At 60.3% G+C, this 15,849-nt stretch carries 13 protein-coding genes and 2 pseudogenes; 11 read left to right on the top strand and 4 right to left on the bottom strand.

Features of this window, described 5'->3' with window-relative positions:
• The first annotated feature begins 2 nt into the window (after positions 1-2).
• On the top strand, positions 3-602 hold the full coding sequence (locus ACEN8Z_RS16495; protein WP_495594896.1) for a sarcosine oxidase subunit gamma: 600 nt from the start codon (positions 3-5) through the stop codon (positions 600-602).
• A 142-nt stretch (positions 603-744) separates the two neighbouring features.
• Here the strand turns inward: ACEN8Z_RS16495 and ACEN8Z_RS16490 are convergent.
• Positions 745-810: pseudogene (locus ACEN8Z_RS16490) on the bottom strand (ExbD/TolR family protein); the annotation flags it as partial.
• A gap of 51 nt (positions 811-861) precedes the next feature.
• Between ACEN8Z_RS16490 and ACEN8Z_RS16485 the strand changes: the two are divergent.
• A complete protein-coding gene (locus ACEN8Z_RS16485) occupies positions 862-1,116 on the top strand; it encodes a hypothetical protein (protein WP_495594895.1) in 255 nt (84 codons plus the stop codon).
• Here the strand turns inward: ACEN8Z_RS16485 and ACEN8Z_RS16480 are convergent.
• The 3 genes and pseudogenes from ACEN8Z_RS16480 to ACEN8Z_RS16470 form a co-directional block, all read right to left on the bottom strand.
• A complete protein-coding gene (locus tag ACEN8Z_RS16480; RefSeq protein WP_495598141.1) occupies positions 1,040-1,690 on the bottom strand; it encodes a methyl-accepting chemotaxis protein in 651 nt (216 codons plus the stop codon). The two genes, ACEN8Z_RS16485 and ACEN8Z_RS16480, sit on opposite strands and share 77 nt — an antisense overlap.
• 1,881 nt (positions 1,691-3,571) lie before the next feature.
• Positions 3,572-4,072, bottom strand: a pseudogene (locus tag ACEN8Z_RS16475) (LysR substrate-binding domain-containing protein); the annotation flags it as partial.
• Between the two features lie 286 nt (positions 4,073-4,358).
• Positions 4,359-5,282 (bottom strand): LysR family transcriptional regulator, encoded by a 924-nt coding sequence (locus ACEN8Z_RS16470; RefSeq protein ID WP_116263723.1) that lies wholly within the window; start codon positions 5,280-5,282, stop codon positions 4,359-4,361.
• 175 nt (positions 5,283-5,457) lie between these two features.
• Here ACEN8Z_RS16470 and gbd point away from each other — a divergent pair, with 175 nt between their 5' ends.
• The 9 genes from gbd to ACEN8Z_RS16425 all read left to right on the top strand — a co-directional run bounded on the left by gbd (position 5,458) and on the right by ACEN8Z_RS16425 (position 15,796).
• Positions 5,458-6,597, top strand: a complete 1,140-nt coding sequence (gbd, locus tag ACEN8Z_RS16465; RefSeq protein ID WP_495594894.1) for a 4-hydroxybutyrate dehydrogenase — start codon at positions 5,458-5,460, stop codon at positions 6,595-6,597.
• 73 nt (positions 6,598-6,670) lie between these two features.
• Positions 6,671-7,450: an enoyl-CoA hydratase-related protein gene (locus ACEN8Z_RS16460; RefSeq protein ID WP_495594893.1), complete on the top strand. Its 780-nt coding sequence runs from the start codon at positions 6,671-6,673 to the stop codon at positions 7,448-7,450.
• 1 nt (position 7,451) lies between these two features.
• Positions 7,452-8,657 carry a CaiB/BaiF CoA transferase family protein gene (locus ACEN8Z_RS16455; RefSeq protein WP_442099374.1) on the top strand — a complete coding sequence of 402 codons (1,206 nt, stop codon included), beginning with the start codon at positions 7,452-7,454 and terminating at the stop codon, positions 8,655-8,657.
• 155 nt (positions 8,658-8,812) lie between these two features.
• Complete coding sequence (locus tag ACEN8Z_RS16450) at positions 8,813-9,856, top strand: TRAP transporter substrate-binding protein (RefSeq protein WP_495594892.1); 1,044 nt, start codon at positions 8,813-8,815, stop codon at positions 9,854-9,856.
• Between the two features lie 15 nt (positions 9,857-9,871).
• On the top strand, positions 9,872-11,770 hold the full coding sequence (locus tag ACEN8Z_RS16445) for a TRAP transporter large permease (RefSeq protein ID WP_495594891.1): 1,899 nt from the start codon (positions 9,872-9,874) through the stop codon (positions 11,768-11,770).
• Positions 11,771-11,801: 31 nt separating this feature from the next.
• Complete coding sequence (locus tag ACEN8Z_RS16440; RefSeq protein WP_495594890.1) at positions 11,802-12,260, top strand: thioesterase family protein; 459 nt, start codon at positions 11,802-11,804, stop codon at positions 12,258-12,260.
• 15 nt (positions 12,261-12,275) lie between these two features.
• Complete coding sequence (locus tag ACEN8Z_RS16435; RefSeq protein ID WP_495594889.1) at positions 12,276-13,235, top strand: amidohydrolase family protein; 960 nt, start codon at positions 12,276-12,278, stop codon at positions 13,233-13,235.
• Entirely contained in the window at positions 13,228-14,187 is a 960-nt protein-coding gene (locus tag ACEN8Z_RS16430; RefSeq protein WP_495594888.1) for an amidohydrolase family protein, read from the top strand. The genes ACEN8Z_RS16435 and ACEN8Z_RS16430 overlap by 8 nt, the downstream gene beginning before the upstream one ends.
• A 31-nt stretch (positions 14,188-14,218) precedes the next feature.
• Entirely contained in the window at positions 14,219-15,796 is a 1,578-nt protein-coding gene (locus ACEN8Z_RS16425; RefSeq protein WP_495594887.1) for an aldehyde dehydrogenase (NADP(+)), read from the top strand.
• Positions 15,797-15,849 lie beyond the last annotated feature (53 nt).

The raw sequence follows: 15,849 nt of genomic DNA, 5'->3' as shown, positions 1-15,849 counted from the left end.
CCATGACCAGCCTGAGAGAACAACCCGGCACCGGCCATCCTGCCCTGGCCCTCTTGTCCAGTTGCACGCTAACCGATCTCACCGACCTGCCACGGGTGGGTTTTCGCGGTGCACACAGCGCAGAGTATTTGCTGAGCCGCCACTTTTTGCTGCCGGACGCTCCTAACCGCGCAGTCGTACAGAAGGACGGCAGCCAAGTGGCGCGCCTGTCCCAGACCGAGTACCTGTTGCTCGGTAGCCCCCAGGATCAAGGTGAGCGTGTTGCAGACGAAGAGGCCCGTTGGGAGCTGGATCACAAGGCCAATTACCTGCTGCCGCGCCAGGACAGCCATGCCTGGTTTCAACTCAGTGGCGATCATCTCACGGAGGTCATGGCCAAACTCTGTGGTGTGGATTTGAGCCCACAGGTTTTTGGCCCGGGCACAGTCGCGCAAACCTCGGCCGCGCGTATCAACGTAATCGTGATCAATGCCACTACCGCGCAGAAATCGAGCCTGTACATCCTCTGTGATCGGGCATCGAAGGCTTATTTTCATGAGGCTTTGCTGGATGCAATGCAGGAGTTTTCAGGCCGGTCAATGGATGAGACAGCCGTTCTCTGAGTCGGTACTCATGATAGGACGTATAGGCCTATGACGTTCGGCGGCGGACTCAATCGCCGCCGCCCGAGCGGCCGTTTTTTTTGTATCGATCCCCCAATATGAACTCCATCCCGTAAACACACCCAGCCTTTCAGGAATGCCCTCACTTCGCCGTAATCACCGACAACTTGGTAATCCCCGCTCGCTCGATCCAGGCCATCGCCCGGGCCTGACCTTCTCGACTCGCTACACCAAGGCAGATCACGCCAACCCGGCAACGGTGGCGAGTGAAGGTCGAGAATGGGAACGCGATACAGACATCGGTTATACGATTCAAAGCGGCCCGCTGAAAAATAAGCCACGGGAGAATGCAGTCGAGAAAGGTTCGTTCAGGCTGACTCAGGCACGAGTAATCGTTGCGGGCTACCATCATGATCTGTCCGCCCTCGCCCGCCCTCTCAGGCAGCCGTCCCCCGTCCGTTGTTGTTACTCACCTCAAACTGCCCCACCAGTTTTTGCAGTTTGTTGGCATTGAGCCTCACGGTCTCGGCACTGCCTTGCAACACCACCACCGTCTGACGCATTTGCGCGGAAGACTGGTCGACCTGTTTGATCGTCTTGCCGTAATCGAGGCTACGTTTGTTGAGCTGCTGAATGATCGCAAACATACTTTCCACCGCTTGATGCAACTGCACGTTTTCCGAGGAGGCATCTTCGGCCAGGCGCAGGCTGTTATCGACGTCCTTGACGCCCTCCTTCATGAAGCTGACGGCGTTTTGCGTTTCGTTCTGCAAGCCCTCGACCATCTGCCGAATATCATCGGCAGCCCGAGAGGTGCGTGAGGCGAGACTGCGTACCTCATCGGCAACCACCGCAAAACCTCGCCCATGTTCGCCGGCGCGCGCGGCCTCGATGGCGGCATTGAGTGCCAGCAGATTGGTCTGGTTGGTGATGTCACTGATCAGGCCGGTGATGTTGCCGATTTGCGTCATGCGGCTGTCGAGCAACTGCACACTTGAAGAAGAGCGCTCGACCACATCCCGAATCGACTGGGTGCCTGCCTGCACGGCGAGAAACTGCTCGCGGGCACGGGTGACGACTTCGTCCATTGCCTGCTTCATTTGCTCGGCGCTGGCAGAGGCTTGCTGGATCTCGCCCAATTGGTCTTCAACGATAATCATCATGTGATGCACCGCTTCGGCCACCTCAGCCGAAGTGACGCCAGCTTCCTGGCTACACCCCAACATCATCTGGTTGGTGGCGCCGACGGTGCGACTGGCCTTCACCACTTGCCCGACAACCGAGTCCAGATTATCAATGAAGCTGTTGATCCAGCGCCCCATGTCACCGGTCTCATCGTTGGCCATTCGCGTGGTGTCCAGACGCTGACGAAGGTTGCCCTCGCCCTCGGCGATGGTCCTGATCACACCCGTCATCTCGCTCAACCTTGCCGCAAGCCGTTTAGGCCCCAACAGGCTGAACAGCACAGTGGCGCATACCATGCCCAAAACCTCGACAGTATCGATCACCCCCTGTGCCAGGCCGCTGTAATGCTGGACCGTGTAGTTGCAGGCAAAGAGCCCTGTCATGGTTGCAAGATAAGGCTTCATCAAGCCGTAGCTGAGTGAGCGTCGGCGGTAAACTTCCTCCAGATCGGCCTCACACATCATTCCCCAGCGATCCGGTGATCCTGGCAGCTGGAACGTAACCCCCTTGCCGACCACCGGAATGTGCCGATAGTCCGGGTAACCGGGATAAGTCACGAACAGATTGGAGCCCCTGCGGATGGTTTCGCGCACACCTGGGTGCAACTCCTGGGTCGCCGGGTCAGTGAAGCGCAGTTCCAGCTCGGTGTGCCGTTGAATCTGCACGGTCTTGTAGGGCGTATGCACGCCGCTTTTCAGGTTTTCGCCGTGGGTGAACGTACCGTCCTCGAAACGTGAGCGCGACAATGCGGTTCCCGGTGCAATTGTCGGATCAAAACGTGATTGCGCCATGAACAAATAATTGTCGCCCGATTCAGCATAGATGTGCCCGGCCTCGCGTTGGATAAGATCGCCCAACACATCGTTTGGCACACGCCCGCAAAGGCAGCCCAGGGCTTTTCCATCGGCCTTCAAAGGCTGATAGAACATCAACGTGACTTCATCGTGAAAGCGTGAAGTCGATGGACCAATTTGCAAGGTCAATGGATCGCTGTAAGGACCGTGAAGAAACGGCGCCTTCAACCCTTCGGCCAAGGCACGGGTTTTCTCAAGCTGATTTTTACCGCGTCCGCTCCAGGTGGAGGCGATGACGGCGCCGTCGACGCCAATGACAAACAGCTCGGAAAAATCTTCGGCCTGGCTGAGCTTATCCATCAGTGAACGACTGTCGATTTGGGCTAAATCCCGACCGAGATTCTCCGCCAGTTCAGCGAGGTGTTCCCATTGCTCGCGCGTCCAGTTGTGTAGCAACTGCGCACGGGTTTGCGCTATGGCTTCAAAGGTTTGTTCGATCACCGGATAAGCTGACTGATTGAGTCGGCATGACCAACCCATCGCAATTTTTCCAGTTTTGCCGAACCAGGGTAACCAGTGCTTCTCGCTAGAGGATAACTGCATGACCTTACTTGAAAGCGACATTTGCCTCTCCAACCGCGACATTCGGATGGCGAATTGCTAGCAAATACCAAGCCAAGTCGTAAGCAGCCTAACCATTTGCACTGATCGAAGGATATTCTGCAGTCGACAGCATTCTGTTTGCTTTAGCCCGCAAGACCGCATGCTTCAACTCAGTGCGCCAAGCGCCACATGCTCTGAAAAACAGCTGATTTCGGGCTGAATGACAGCTCGCCTGTCAGCGAATGTCGATGTTCCAGGAAACGATGCCCATGAGCATCGTTTGCACACGCAGGATCGATTGCATCCCATCGCCATAGGAAGCTATCCGCCAAAAACGTTCACTCAGCAGCCATTCTGAAGAGATGCTGGCGCTTGATGACATCGAGATCAGTAATTGAAGTCATGCCCCAACTCCTTCTGCATCCACTCCAGAAATCTTCTCACTCGAGGGAAGTGTGAATGCGCTCTCGGGAACACCAGATGATGTGCCGTGATGGGCGCACTCAACTGCGGCGCTATCTCGACCAGTGCTCCACGCGAGAGATAGTCCTGCGCAAGCAACGTGCTTTCCAGGGCAAACCCAAGCCCGTGGCTGGCGGCCTCCAGTGTCATGTAGGAGCGGTCAAAACTTAGCGTGTAAGGCTTTTCAGGGCGCGACAGACCATGTTGGGCAAACAACTGTGGCCACTTAATCAAAGTCGCCTCCGACAGAATCAGATTGCAGTCCAGCAAATCCGCGACAGTCCGGACGGGGCGTTTTTCCAAGAGTCTGGGTGACGCCATGACTGCGATGTTTTCATTACGCAGGGTCCGCACTTCATAGCTGGGCCAGTTGGGCATGCCGTGGCGGATGTCCACATCGATCTTGTCACGACTGAAATGCAGAGATCGCTCACCGTATCCTCGACTGACAACCACCCTCTCCCTTATCAATTCCTCGCTCAATAATAAATTTCGAACGCTACTCAAGGCCTCCGAACCAACAGTGAGCGTGATAGCAATATCCCCGTCATCACCACCACCTTGCCTGTGGAAAGCAGGGCTATCGCGGTCGGGTCGTGCGGGGCCGGGCCGACGCTTATCCGCTACAACCACTGCGCCTGACGCAAATCAATTTTTCCTAAATTGCACGAATGCGCGACTCCAAAGCCAGTCAGTATCCCAAGCGCGTGGGTCACACCGGGTTCAACAACGCCTCACGCAGCAGTCTGGCGGCGGGTGAGTCCGGCACATTTTTGCGCGAAACCAACTCATACGGTTCGCTGCGCGAGGTAATGGGCAGCGGCAGCGTGGTGGTGAAACCGTAGCCGGAGCAGAACTTCGCCACGTCGGTCGAGACCAGCGCGACGAGGGTCGGGTTTTCCTGAAGCAGCGACAAGGTGGCGAACGCTGATGTCGTCTCCAGCAGGTGCACCGGAAAACGCAGGTCGGCCTCATGAAACTCTCGTTCCAGCAGCAAACGCATTGGCATGTTGGCGCGATAGACCACCCAGCGGTAATCCACCAGGTCCTTGAGCGACAACTGCCGGGCATAGGCAAACGGATGCTGGGTGCTGGCGATCACTGCCAGGGTTTCCTCGACGAACGTCGAGCTCTCATACAGATAGGGAGTGGTGCTGATGGTAGTACGACAGATCGCCAGATCCAGGCGCCCCGCGTCAATCTGGCTGAGCAGCGCGGCGCTGGTGTCTTCGACAATCTCGATGGACAGCTTCGGGTGATCGGCAATCACCCGGCTGATCGCCGTAGTCAACAGCGGCACGGCGCCCATGATAGTGCCGACCGACACGCGCCCGCCCTCGCCGCTTTTGATGCCGATGATCTCTTCGCGCAGGTGCGCGAGATCGGTCTGGATCAACCGGGCGTACCGAATGACAGAGCGTCCGGCATCAGTGGGCTCAAGCCCGCGGTTAGTGCGGGTGAATAGCGAAGTGCCGAAGGTGGTTTCAATTTCTTGCAGGGCTTTGCTGGCACCAGGTTGTGTCAGTGCGACCTGTTTGGCCGCGCCCAGCAAGGAGCCGTGCTCATCAAGGGCTATCAGTAAACGCAGCTGCTTGATGTGCAGGCGGGACATGATCGAGTTCAGTGAGGGCGTCATCAGGGTTAACTAAAAGTTATAGAGGTATCGAAAGTTGTCAGTATCGAGGCTCGCCACGACGGACCTATAGTCCACCCCACAACCAGGCAATGCAATGGGTTTGACCAGAGAACGAAAGTCCTCCTGCCGTAGACCGGTTGCAACAATAACAATCCTGTATAACTCGCGGTGAATCATGTCCCTGATCAATTACGTCACCAAGATCCAGTTCGGCTACGACAGCCTGCAGCACCTGGGCGCCGAAGCCGAGCGCGCCGGCATCACCCGGCCGCTGATCGTTACCGACCTCGGCGTGCGCAATGCCGGCATCGTCGACAAAGTCATCAAAGCCCTCGGCGCTGAGCGTGCTCCGACGATTTTCGACGCCACCCCACCGAACCCGAACGAACACGCCGTGCGTGAAGCCGTGGCGCAATACCACCTCGGCGAATGCAACGGCATCATCGCCGTCGGCGGTGGTTCCTCCATCGATCTGGCCAAAGGCGTGGCGGTCTGCGCCACTCACGACGGTCCTTTGCAAAGCTTTGCGGTGATCGAAGGCGGATTGGATCGCATCACCCCGGCCACCGCGCCATTGATCGCGATTCCGACCACCGCCGGCACCGGCAGCGAAGTGGGTCGCGGCGCCATTCTGATCCTTGATGACGGGCGCAAGGTCGGCGTGATCTCGCCGTATGTCGTGCCCCGCGTGGCGATCTGCGATCCGGAATTGACCCTGGGCCTGCCGGCCATGCTTACCGCCGCCACCGGCATGGACGCCATCGCACATTGCATCGAAACCTTCATGGCGCCGGCCTTCAACCCCGCCGCCGACGGCATCGCCCTCGACGGCCTGTGGCGCGCCTGGGAACACATCGAACGCGCAACGGCCGAACCCGGTGATCGTGAAGCGCGGATGAACATGATGAGCGCCTCCATGCAGGGCGCCCTCGCCTTTCAAAAAGGCCTGGGCTGTGTGCACAGCCTGTCCCACGCACTGGGCGGGATCAATCCGAAGCTGCACCACGGCACCTTGAACGCGATCTTCCTGCCTGCGGTCGTGCACTTCAACGCTGATGCCCCGACCGTGCGTGACGAGCGCAAGCTCGAACGATTGCGCCATGCCATGGGCCTTGATGCAGGCGCCAATATCGGCGCGGCCATCGAAGACATGACCCGGCGCCTGGGACTGCCGACCCGGCTGAGCGAGATCGGCGTGGACGAAAGCCTGTTTGCCGGCATCGTCGAAGGCGCGCTGCATGATCACAGCCACAAGACCAACCCCCGCGAAGCGTCCTCTGCGGACTACCTGTCGATGCTCGAACAATCGCTGTAAGAAGCCGCTATCCAACAACAATAAATCAGGAGGCATCCGCATCGTCGGCCCGGCCGACGCCAGCGGAACAATCATGAAACCCACCGTCCTTATCGAACGGCAAGACGCCATTGCCATCGTCACCCTCAGCCACCCGGGGAAAATGAATGCCCTGACCCTGTCCATGTGGCAGGACCTGGGTGACGTCATGACCGAACTGTCCGCCGACCCCAGCGTGCGTTGTGTGGTACTGCGTGGCGCCGGCGAACAGGCCTTTGCCGCCGGCGCCGATGTCGGCGAATTTCCAAGCGTGCGTGCCAACCAGGCACAAGCCCGGGTGTATGCCGAAGTCACCTCGGCGGCGATGCGTGCGGTGGCCGACTGTCCGCACCCGGTGATCGCGATGATCCACGGTGTGTGCGTCGGCGGCGGCCTGGAAATCGCCGCGCTCTGTGACCTGCGTATCTGCGGCACCTCCAGCCGCTTCGGCGCGCCGGTCGGCAAGCTCGGGCTGGTCATGTCCTATGACGAAATGGCCGGCCTGGTGGCGCTGGCCGGACGCTCGACCACCCTGGAAATTCTCCTGGAGGGCCGCATTCTCGACGCCAATGACGCCTACGTGAAAAATCTCGTGACTCGTGTCGTGGCCGACGTCGACGTCGAGTCGGAAACCCTCGCCACAGCTAAGCGCATCGCCAACGGCGCGCCGCTTGTCGCTCGCTGGCACCGCCAGGCTGCACGACAACTGGAAGCCGGCGTCGCACCCACCGACGAGCAGATCGACAGCAGTTACTCCTGCTACGACACCCAGGATTTCCAGATCGGCCTGAACGCTTTCATCGCGAAAGCCAAACCACAATTCGAGGGCAAATAACATGGGACCGCTGACAGGCATGCGCGTTGTAGAACTGGCTCACATCATGTCCGGACCGGTGTGCGGCATGATGCTGGCCGACATGGGCGCGGACGTGGTGAAAGTCGAGAAAGTCCCGGATGGCGATGACTCGCGCCGCTTCTCGCCGATCATGGCCAGCGGTGAATCCGCCTCGTTCATGGTGGTCAACCGCAACAAACGCGGGATCGGCCTTAACCTGAAAACCGACGGCGGCCGAGACGTGTTGCGGCGCTTGCTGATGGACGCCGACGTGGTCACAGAAAACTACCGCGCCGGCACCATGGAAAAATTCGGCCTGGGCTATGAAACCCTGAAAATCCTCAATCCGGGCCTGATCTATTGCGCGATCTCCGGCTACGGTCGCAGCGGACCGTTCGGCGAGAAAGGCGGATTCGACCTGATCGCCCAGGGCATGAGCGGAATGATGAGCATGACCGGTGAAGCCGGACGCGAGCCGGTCAAGGCCGGTTCGCCAGTAGCCGATATCAACTCGGGCATCCTCGCTGCCCTCGGCATCTGCGCCGCCTACGCCGCCAAACAGAAAACCGGCCTTGGGCAGATGGTCGATACCTCGCTGTTCGAAGCCGGCCTGCAACAGATGTACTGGCCGGCAGCGGCGTATTTCGCCGATGGCACCATCCTGCCGAAAATGGGTTCAGCCAACTCCACCAGTGCGCCGTATCAGGTGTTCCGCACTGCCGATGGCTGGATCAATATCGGCGCCGCCAACCAGGCCAACTACGAGCGACTGGTCGAGGCGCTGGCCGTCCCGCAGCTCAAGGCCGATCCGCGTTTTGCCAGTAACGCGTTGCGCATGGAGCACCGTTTGGCTTTGGTGGAAATTCTCAACGAAGTGCTGGTGGCGCGCACCACCGATGAATGGATGGTGTTGTTCGACAGCCTCGGACTGCCTGCCGGACCTGTCCTCGACATCGCCGCCGCCCTGGCCCACCCGCAAACCAAGGCGCGCGGCATGGTCGTCGAGACTGAACACCCTACTGAAGGCCGGGTACGCGGCATGGGCCTGCCGATTCACTTCTCCGACATGGACAACGCCGCACCACCGACCAGCCGCCCTGCGCCACTGCTCGGCGAACACACCCGCGAAGTACTGAAGGAAAGCGGCTTTGCGGATGATGAAATCGACGAGTTGATTAGAAGCAAAGCGGTGGTCGCACTGGCATAACGCAAAAACCTGTGGGAGCGGGCTTGCTCGCGAAGGGGCCGTCAGACTCGATATCTCAGTTGACTGACCCACCGCATTCGCGAGCAAGCCCGCTCCCACAAAGAGCAGCGATCCGCTTTTTTTAGAACAACAACAAAAACAACAAGGTGAACATCATGAGCCGTATCTTGACCGAGTCCGTTAGCCGCCGATCCTTCCTGGTGTCTGCCGGCGTCACCGTGGGTGGTGCTTTCGCCGCCAGCCTGCTGCCTTCCGGCGCCTTCGCCGCGACCAAACCTATTGTGTTGCGCTACACCAGCAGCCTGCCCGACACCCACCCGCTGAATAGGCAGATGAAAGCTGCCTCGCAAGCCATCAAGGTCGAAACCAATGGCGCAGTGGACTTGCAGGTCTACGCCAACGGCGCCATGGGCGGCGACACCGACATGCTGTCCCAGGTGCGCGCCGGGGCGATCGATTTCATTCCGTTGCCCGGCGCGATTCTTTCGACGCTGGTGCCGGCCATGTCGATCGAAAGCATGCCGTTCGCCTTCAAGGACTACGAAAGTGTCTGGGCCGCGCTGGACGGCAAGCTGGGCGAGCACGTACGCGCCAAGACCGAGAAAGTCGGCCTGATCCCGATGGAAAAAGTCTGGAACAACGGCTTCCGCCAGATCACCAGTTCGACGCGGCCGATCAACACCCCGCAAGACCTCGCCGGCTTCAAACTGCGCGTTCTGGTCAGCCCGCTGTGGACGTCGATGTTCAGTGCCCTGGGCGCCTCGCCGACTGGCATCAGCATCAACGAAACCTACTCGGCCTTGCAGACCAAGGTCGTCGATGGCCAGGAAAACCCGCTGGTGGTGGTCGAGTCCGCGCGTTTCTATGAAGTGCAGAAATACTGCTCGATGACCGACCACATCTGGGGCGGTTTCTGGATCGTTGCGTCGGGCAAGACCTTTCCAAAACTGCCTGCCGATGTGCAGGAAATCGTCTCCCGGCAGATCAACGCCGCCGCTCTGGTACAGCGCCAACAGGTAATCGATCTCAACTCCAGCCTGGAGCCATCCCTGACCGCCCACGGCATCACCTTCAATAAAGTCGACCGTGCATTGTTCAGGGCTGACCTGCAATCGAAAGGCTTCTACACCCAGTGGAAGGAAAAGTACGGCCCTGAAGCCTGGAGCTTGCTCGAGCAGTACGCGGGTCAACTGTCCTAAGCCGGAGACACAGTCATGAAAAATCAAATTCCAATGACGGATGTCACAACCGCTGAAGGACTCAGCCCACGCCACGCCACGTTTCGCCTGGGACGCACGCTGGACACCGGCCTGCGGTGGCTGACTGAAGGCAGCGCGGCTCTGCTGGTGGTGATCGAAGTCACGTTGCTGTTCTGCAACGTGTTCTCGCGCTATGTACTCAACCAGCCGATCGTCTGGGGGGATGAACTGGCGTCGCTACTGTTCCTCTGGCTGGCGATGCTCGGTTCGGTGGTGGCGATGCGTCGCGGCGAGCACATGCGCCTGACCTCGTTCATCGGGCGCTTGCCGGTAGAAAAACGCGCATTCGTCGACACCTTGGGCGCAGTCATCGTCATCACGTTCATCGGGCTGCTGTTCACTCCGGCCTGGGAGTACGTCAGCGACGAATGGATCATCACCACCGCGGCCCTGGAAATTCCCAACGCCTTTCGCGTGTCAGCCATTGCGGTTGGCCTGAGCCTGATGCTGATGACCTGTGTCGCGCGGCTGTTGACCAGCGCCCGGCTGATCGATTTCTCGGTGTCAGTGGCGATGCTCACCTCTCTCGCCGCGCTGTTGTGGGTGGCGCAAGGCACGATGCTACAGATGGGTAACTGGAACCTGGTGATCTTCTTCATGATCGGCGTGATGGCGATGATCGTCATCGGCGTGCCGATCATGGTCGCGTTCGGCCTGGCAACGGTGGCGTACCTGTCGACCATGACCAGCACGCCGCTGACCCTGGTGGTCGGTCGGATGGACGAAGGCATGGCGAGCCTGATCCTGTTGGCCATCCCGCTGTTCGTGTTCCTGGGCGCGCTGATCGAAGCCATGGGCATGGCGCGGGCGATGATTCGCTTCCTGTGCTCGTTGATCGGTCACGTGCGCGGCGGTCTGTCGTATGTGCTGATAGGTGCCATCTACCTGATCTCCGGCATTTCCGGGTCCAAGGCTGCCGACATGGCCGCCATCGCCCCGGCGCTGTTTCCGGAAATGAAGAAACGCGGCGAAGACGAAAACGAGCTGGTGGCGATGCTCAACGCCTCCGGGGCGATGTCGGAAACCATCCCGCCAAGCCTGGTGCTGATCACCATCGGTTCGGTAACCGGTGTGTCGATTTCCGCACTGTTCACCGGCGGCTTCATGCCAGCAGTCGTGGGCGCAATTGCCATGGCGGCGGTGGTCTGGTGGAAAAACCGCAAGAAAGACGCTTCCACTGGTAAACGCGCCACGGGCAAGGAAATCGGCCACTCGCTGCTGGTCGCGTTGCCGGCCCTGGCCCTGCCTTTCGTGATCCGCACCGCCGTGGTTGAAGGCGTCGCTACCGCGACCGAAGTCGCCGCCATCGGCGTGGCGTACACCTTTATCGTCGGTCTGCTGTGCTATCGCTGCTTCGATTGGCGCCGCTTGTATCCGATCCTGGTCAGCACCGCGTCGTTGTCCGGCGCGATCCTGATCATCATCGGCAGCGCCACCGCCATGGCATGGGCGCTGACCCAGTCAGGCTTCTCCCACCAACTGGCGCAAGTGATGTCGACTGTGCCAGGCGGCGCGCTGGGCTTTCTGATTATCTCCGCCGTGGCGTTCATCCTGCTAGGCAGCTTTTTGGAAGGCATCCCGGCCATCGTCCTGTTTGGACCGCTGCTATTCCCGATCGCCAAAGCCATGGGCATCAACGACGTGCACTACGCCATGGTCGCGATCTTCGCCATGGGCCTGGGCTTGTTCGCCCCGCCGTTTGGCGTGGGATTCTACGCCGCATGCGCTATCGCCAAGGTCGACCCCAGCGGTGCCATGCGTCGCGTCTGGCCGTACCTCGGCGCGCTGGTGGTGGCACTGGCGGTGCTGATCGCCGTGCCGTGGGTTTCCATCGGTTTCCTGCCTACTGCCTGAATTGCCCTTTGACTTAACCAAGAGGTTTTCCATGAATTTCTCCACAATGCATGCAGGCTCCGCCACCGAACGCCGACTGACCGTCGACAAGGAACGCACCATCTCGTTTCTCGGCGAAGACTTGCGCATCTACGCCACGCCGCGCCTGGTCGATGACATCGAGCAGACCTGCCTTGATTACCTGCTGACCTTCCTCGATGAAGGCGAGAACACTGTGGGGGCCGCGGTCGATATCCGCCACGTCGGCGCCACGCTGCTGGGAATGTCGGTGAACATCGCTGCCACGGTCACGCGCATTGAAGGTCGCAGTGTCACCTTCAACGTCGAAGTGCGCGATGACGTTGAACTGGTGGCTACGGCGGCGCACACCCGCGTAGTGGTGAACGTTGCCAAATTGCGCAGCCGCGTCCAGGCCAAAGCCGAAGCAGAGGCTGCGGGCGACGTCGAAGATGGCGTGCTCAGCCCTTCCCGATTGACTGCGGCGCGCTGAACAAGGGACGACGTCATGATCACGCTGCACGAACGCAACGGTTTGCCGAACCTTGCCGGCGAAGACGCGCTGCCGATTGTCGATGCTCACCATCACTTGTGGGACTTGGGCAACGGTCGTTACCCGTGGCTGCAGGACGACTATCACGAGGACTTCTTTCTTGGCGACTATCACAGCCTGTGCCGTGATTTCCTGCCGGAAACCTTTCTCGCTCTGACCGAAAAGCAACGGTTGGTCGGCACCGTGCATGTCGAAGCCGAGCGCGCACGCGATGAGCAAGTCGCCGAAACCCTCTGGCTGGAACAGGTGAGCGACCGTTATGGCTTCCCGAATGCCATCGTTGCCCACGCCTGGTTCGATCGCGAAGACAGCGCCGAGATTCTCGCCGCCCAGGCTGCGCGGCCACTGGTCAAAGGCATACGTTCGAAACCGCTGACCTCGGTGTCGCCGGACGTGTCGATTACCGGGGCCAAGGGCACCATGCAGGACCCGAAATGGCTGGAAGGATTTGCGCGACTGGCTGATCACGATCTGTCGTGGGACTTGCGCGTGCCGCCGTGGCACTTGGTCGAGGCGGCCGAGGTGGCGGCGATGTTTCCGCAAATCCGCATTGCGCTCAATCACACCGGCTTCGCCTGGGATCGCAGCCCGCAAGGCATGGCACGCTGGCGCAAAGGCCTGGAAGCACTGGCCTTGCAGCCCAACGTGCACATCAAGTTGTCGGAGTTCGGCCTGAAGGATTCGCCCTGGAACTACGCCGACAACCGGGTGGTGGTACTGACCGCACTGGAGATTTTCGGCCCCGAACGCTGCATGTTCGCCAGCAACTTTCCGGTGGCCGGGCTGCGCGCTTCCTACGACACGATTGCCAATGGCGTAGCCGACATGCTCGCACCGATGGGCCGTGCCGTGCAGGAAGCGGTGTTCGCCGGCAACGCTCAACGCTTTTATCGCCTGGAGCAACTGCATGGATGAGGTATCGAGCATCGACTGGCGCGAACGCTTTCTGGCCAGCGGCGACGATGCGGACCTGCCTATCGTCGACGCGCACCAACACTATTTCGACATCGAAGCCCATTACTACCCGTGGCTGAACGATCGCCCGTTGCTACCGTTCCGCTATGGCGATTACTCGTCCATTTGCCGCAACTTTCTGCCGGCCGACTATCGCCGACTGGCCGGCAAGCATCGCGTGGTGCAGACCGTCGTCATTGAAGGTGAATGGGACCCGGCAACACCTGCGGATGAAGTGATGTTTGTCGAATCACTGGCGCAGAGCGAACCCAGCGTGGCGGCGATGGTTGCGCAGGCCTGGCTGGACCGTGAAGACGCTTTCGACCTGTTGCGCCTGTACGCAAATCACCCGTTGGTGCGCGGCATCCGCCACAAACCGACGGTGACCAGCCGCGAGGCCTGGCGTGTAGATTTTGCAGAATCAGGCTCCATGCGTGACCCGCGCTGGCGTGAGGGCTACGCACAACTGGCGAAAAACGGCCTGCACTTTGAGTTGCAGGCGCCCTGGTGGCATCTGCCAGAAGCCGCCGAGCTGGCCCGGGACTTTCCCGACGTGACCATCGTGGTCAATCACACCGCACTGCCGGCGGATCGGTCCGAAGCAGGCTTGGCCGGGTGGCGTACCAACCTTGCGCTGCTGGCACGGGAGCCGAACGTTGCCTTGAAGATTTCCGGCATCTGCATCCCCGGCAAGGCATGGCCAGTCGAAGCGAACCGGATGGTGGTGAACGACGCGATTTCGATTGTCGATGTCAGCCGTTGCGCGTTCGCCAGCAATTACCCGGTCGATGGCGTGGTGAACAGCCTCAGCGAAGTCCTCGACGGGTTCAAAGCCATTGTTCACGACCGCCCCCTCGCTGAGCGGCTGGCCCTGTTTCATGACAACGCCCGACGCATCTACCGGCTCACCTGAACCCCTTTGCACCGCTCACCAGGAGTCCAACATGTTTGAAGTTTCAGGCCACAACTACATCGCCGGCACACGTTCGGCAAACGGTACGACCACCCTGCATAGCCACGACGCCAGCACCGGGGAAACGCTGCCGTACCGCTTTCATCAAGCGACAACGGAAGAAGTGAACGCAGCCGCACAAGCAGCCGCCACGGCTTACCCGACCTTTCGCAACCTTTCTGCCGCACGTCGCGCCGGTTTTCTCGACGCCATTGCCACAGAACTGGAGGCGCTGGATGAACCGTTCATCAGCCTCGTGTGCCGGGAAACCGCCCTGCCCGCCGCGCGCATCCAGGGTGAGCGGGCCCGCACCAGCGGCCAGATGCGCCTGTTCGCCACGATGCTGCGGCGTGGCGACTTCTATGGCGCGCGCATCGACTGTGCGCTGCCGGACCGGCAACCGCTGCCCCGCCCGGACCTGCGCCAGTATCGCACCGGCCTCGGACCGGTTGCGGTGTTCGGTGCCAGCAACTTCCCGCTGGCCTTTTCTACCGCGGGCGGCGATACAGCCTCCGCCCTCGCCGCCGGTTGCCCTGTAGTGTTCAAGGCCCACAGCGGGCATATGGCGACCGCCGATTACGTCGCCGATGCGATCACTCGCGCCGCGGTAAAAACCGGCATGCCTGAAGGTGTCTTCAGCCTGCTTTACGGCAGTGTCGGTGAAGCACTGGTCAAGCACCCGGCAATTCAGGCGGTCGGTTTCACCGGTTCGTTGCGCGGCGGTCGGGCCTTGTGTGACATGGCAGCAGCACGCCCGCAACCGATCCCGGTGTTCGCCGAGATGAGCAGCATCAACCCGGTGTTGCTGTTGCCCGAAGCGTTGAAGGCACGCGGCGACAAAATCGCCACCGAGCTGAGCGCTTCTGTGGTACTGGGTGCGGGTCAGTTCTGCACCAATCCCGGTTTGGTACTGGGCATTCGCTCGCCGGAGTTCACCGCTTTCATTGAGCGTTTTGCCGGATTGATGAACGAACAACCCGCACAAACCATGCTCAACAGCGGCGCCCTGAAAAGCTACTGCCACGGCCTGGACAACCTGCGCGCCCACCCCGGCATAACGCACCTGGCCGGCACCGACCAACAGGGTAATCAGGCACGGCCACAATTGTTCAAGGCCGACGTCAGCCTGTTGATCAACGGTGATGAATTGCTGCAGGAAGAGGTATTCGGCCCGACCACTATCGTCGTCGAAGTCGCCGACCACGCCGAGTTGATGCAGGCCTTGCACGGCCTGCGCGGACAGTTGACCGCCACCCTGATGATTGAAGACACGGAAGTCGGCAGTGTCAGCGACGTGCTGGCCCTGCTGGAACAGAAAGTCGGGCGCGTATTGTTCAACGGTTACCCTACGGGCGTGGAGGTCTGCGACGCGATGGTCCACGGCGGACCGTACCCGGCGACGTCGGATGCGCGCGGCACGTCGGTCGGCACTCTGGCGATCGATCGCTTCCTGCGCCCTGTGTGCTACCAGAACTGCCCCGACAACCTGCTGCCAGACGCCCTGAAAAATGCCAACCCGCTGGGCATCGCCCGCCTGGTTGACGGCGTCAGCCACCGCGAAGCGCTGTAAGTCACCGGCTTCAACTAACGCCCACTGATAGCAACAACTTCCGTGCCTGTGAA

Source organism: Pseudomonas sp. Pseusp10, assembly GCF_059492225.1.
The sequence above is the reverse complement of the archived record's forward strand: the minus strand, read 5'-3'. Positions and strand labels throughout refer to the sequence as shown.

Coding starts and splice junctions, on each gene's coding strand:
- ACEN8Z_RS16495 (WP_495594896.1), top strand. CDS start 3: ATGACCAGCCTGAGAGAACAACCCGGCACCGGCCATCCTGCCCTGGCC.
- ACEN8Z_RS16480 (WP_495598141.1), bottom strand. CDS start 1,690: ATGGACGAAGTCGTCACCCGTGCCCGCGAGCAGTTTCTCGCCGTGCAG.
- ACEN8Z_RS16470 (WP_116263723.1), bottom strand. CDS start 5,282: ATGACGCCCTCACTGAACTCGATCATGTCCCGCCTGCACATCAAGCAG.
- gbd (WP_495594894.1), top strand. CDS start 5,458: ATGTCCCTGATCAATTACGTCACCAAGATCCAGTTCGGCTACGACAGC.
- ACEN8Z_RS16460 (WP_495594893.1), top strand. CDS start 6,671: ATGAAACCCACCGTCCTTATCGAACGGCAAGACGCCATTGCCATCGTC.
- ACEN8Z_RS16455 (WP_442099374.1), top strand. CDS start 7,452: ATGGGACCGCTGACAGGCATGCGCGTTGTAGAACTGGCTCACATCATG.
- ACEN8Z_RS16450 (WP_495594892.1), top strand. CDS start 8,813: ATGAGCCGTATCTTGACCGAGTCCGTTAGCCGCCGATCCTTCCTGGTG.
- ACEN8Z_RS16445 (WP_495594891.1), top strand. CDS start 9,872: ATGAAAAATCAAATTCCAATGACGGATGTCACAACCGCTGAAGGACTC.
- ACEN8Z_RS16440 (WP_495594890.1), top strand. CDS start 11,802: ATGAATTTCTCCACAATGCATGCAGGCTCCGCCACCGAACGCCGACTG.
- ACEN8Z_RS16435 (WP_495594889.1), top strand. CDS start 12,276: ATGATCACGCTGCACGAACGCAACGGTTTGCCGAACCTTGCCGGCGAA.
- ACEN8Z_RS16430 (WP_495594888.1), top strand. CDS start 13,228: ATGGATGAGGTATCGAGCATCGACTGGCGCGAACGCTTTCTGGCCAGC.
- ACEN8Z_RS16425 (WP_495594887.1), top strand. CDS start 14,219: ATGTTTGAAGTTTCAGGCCACAACTACATCGCCGGCACACGTTCGGCA.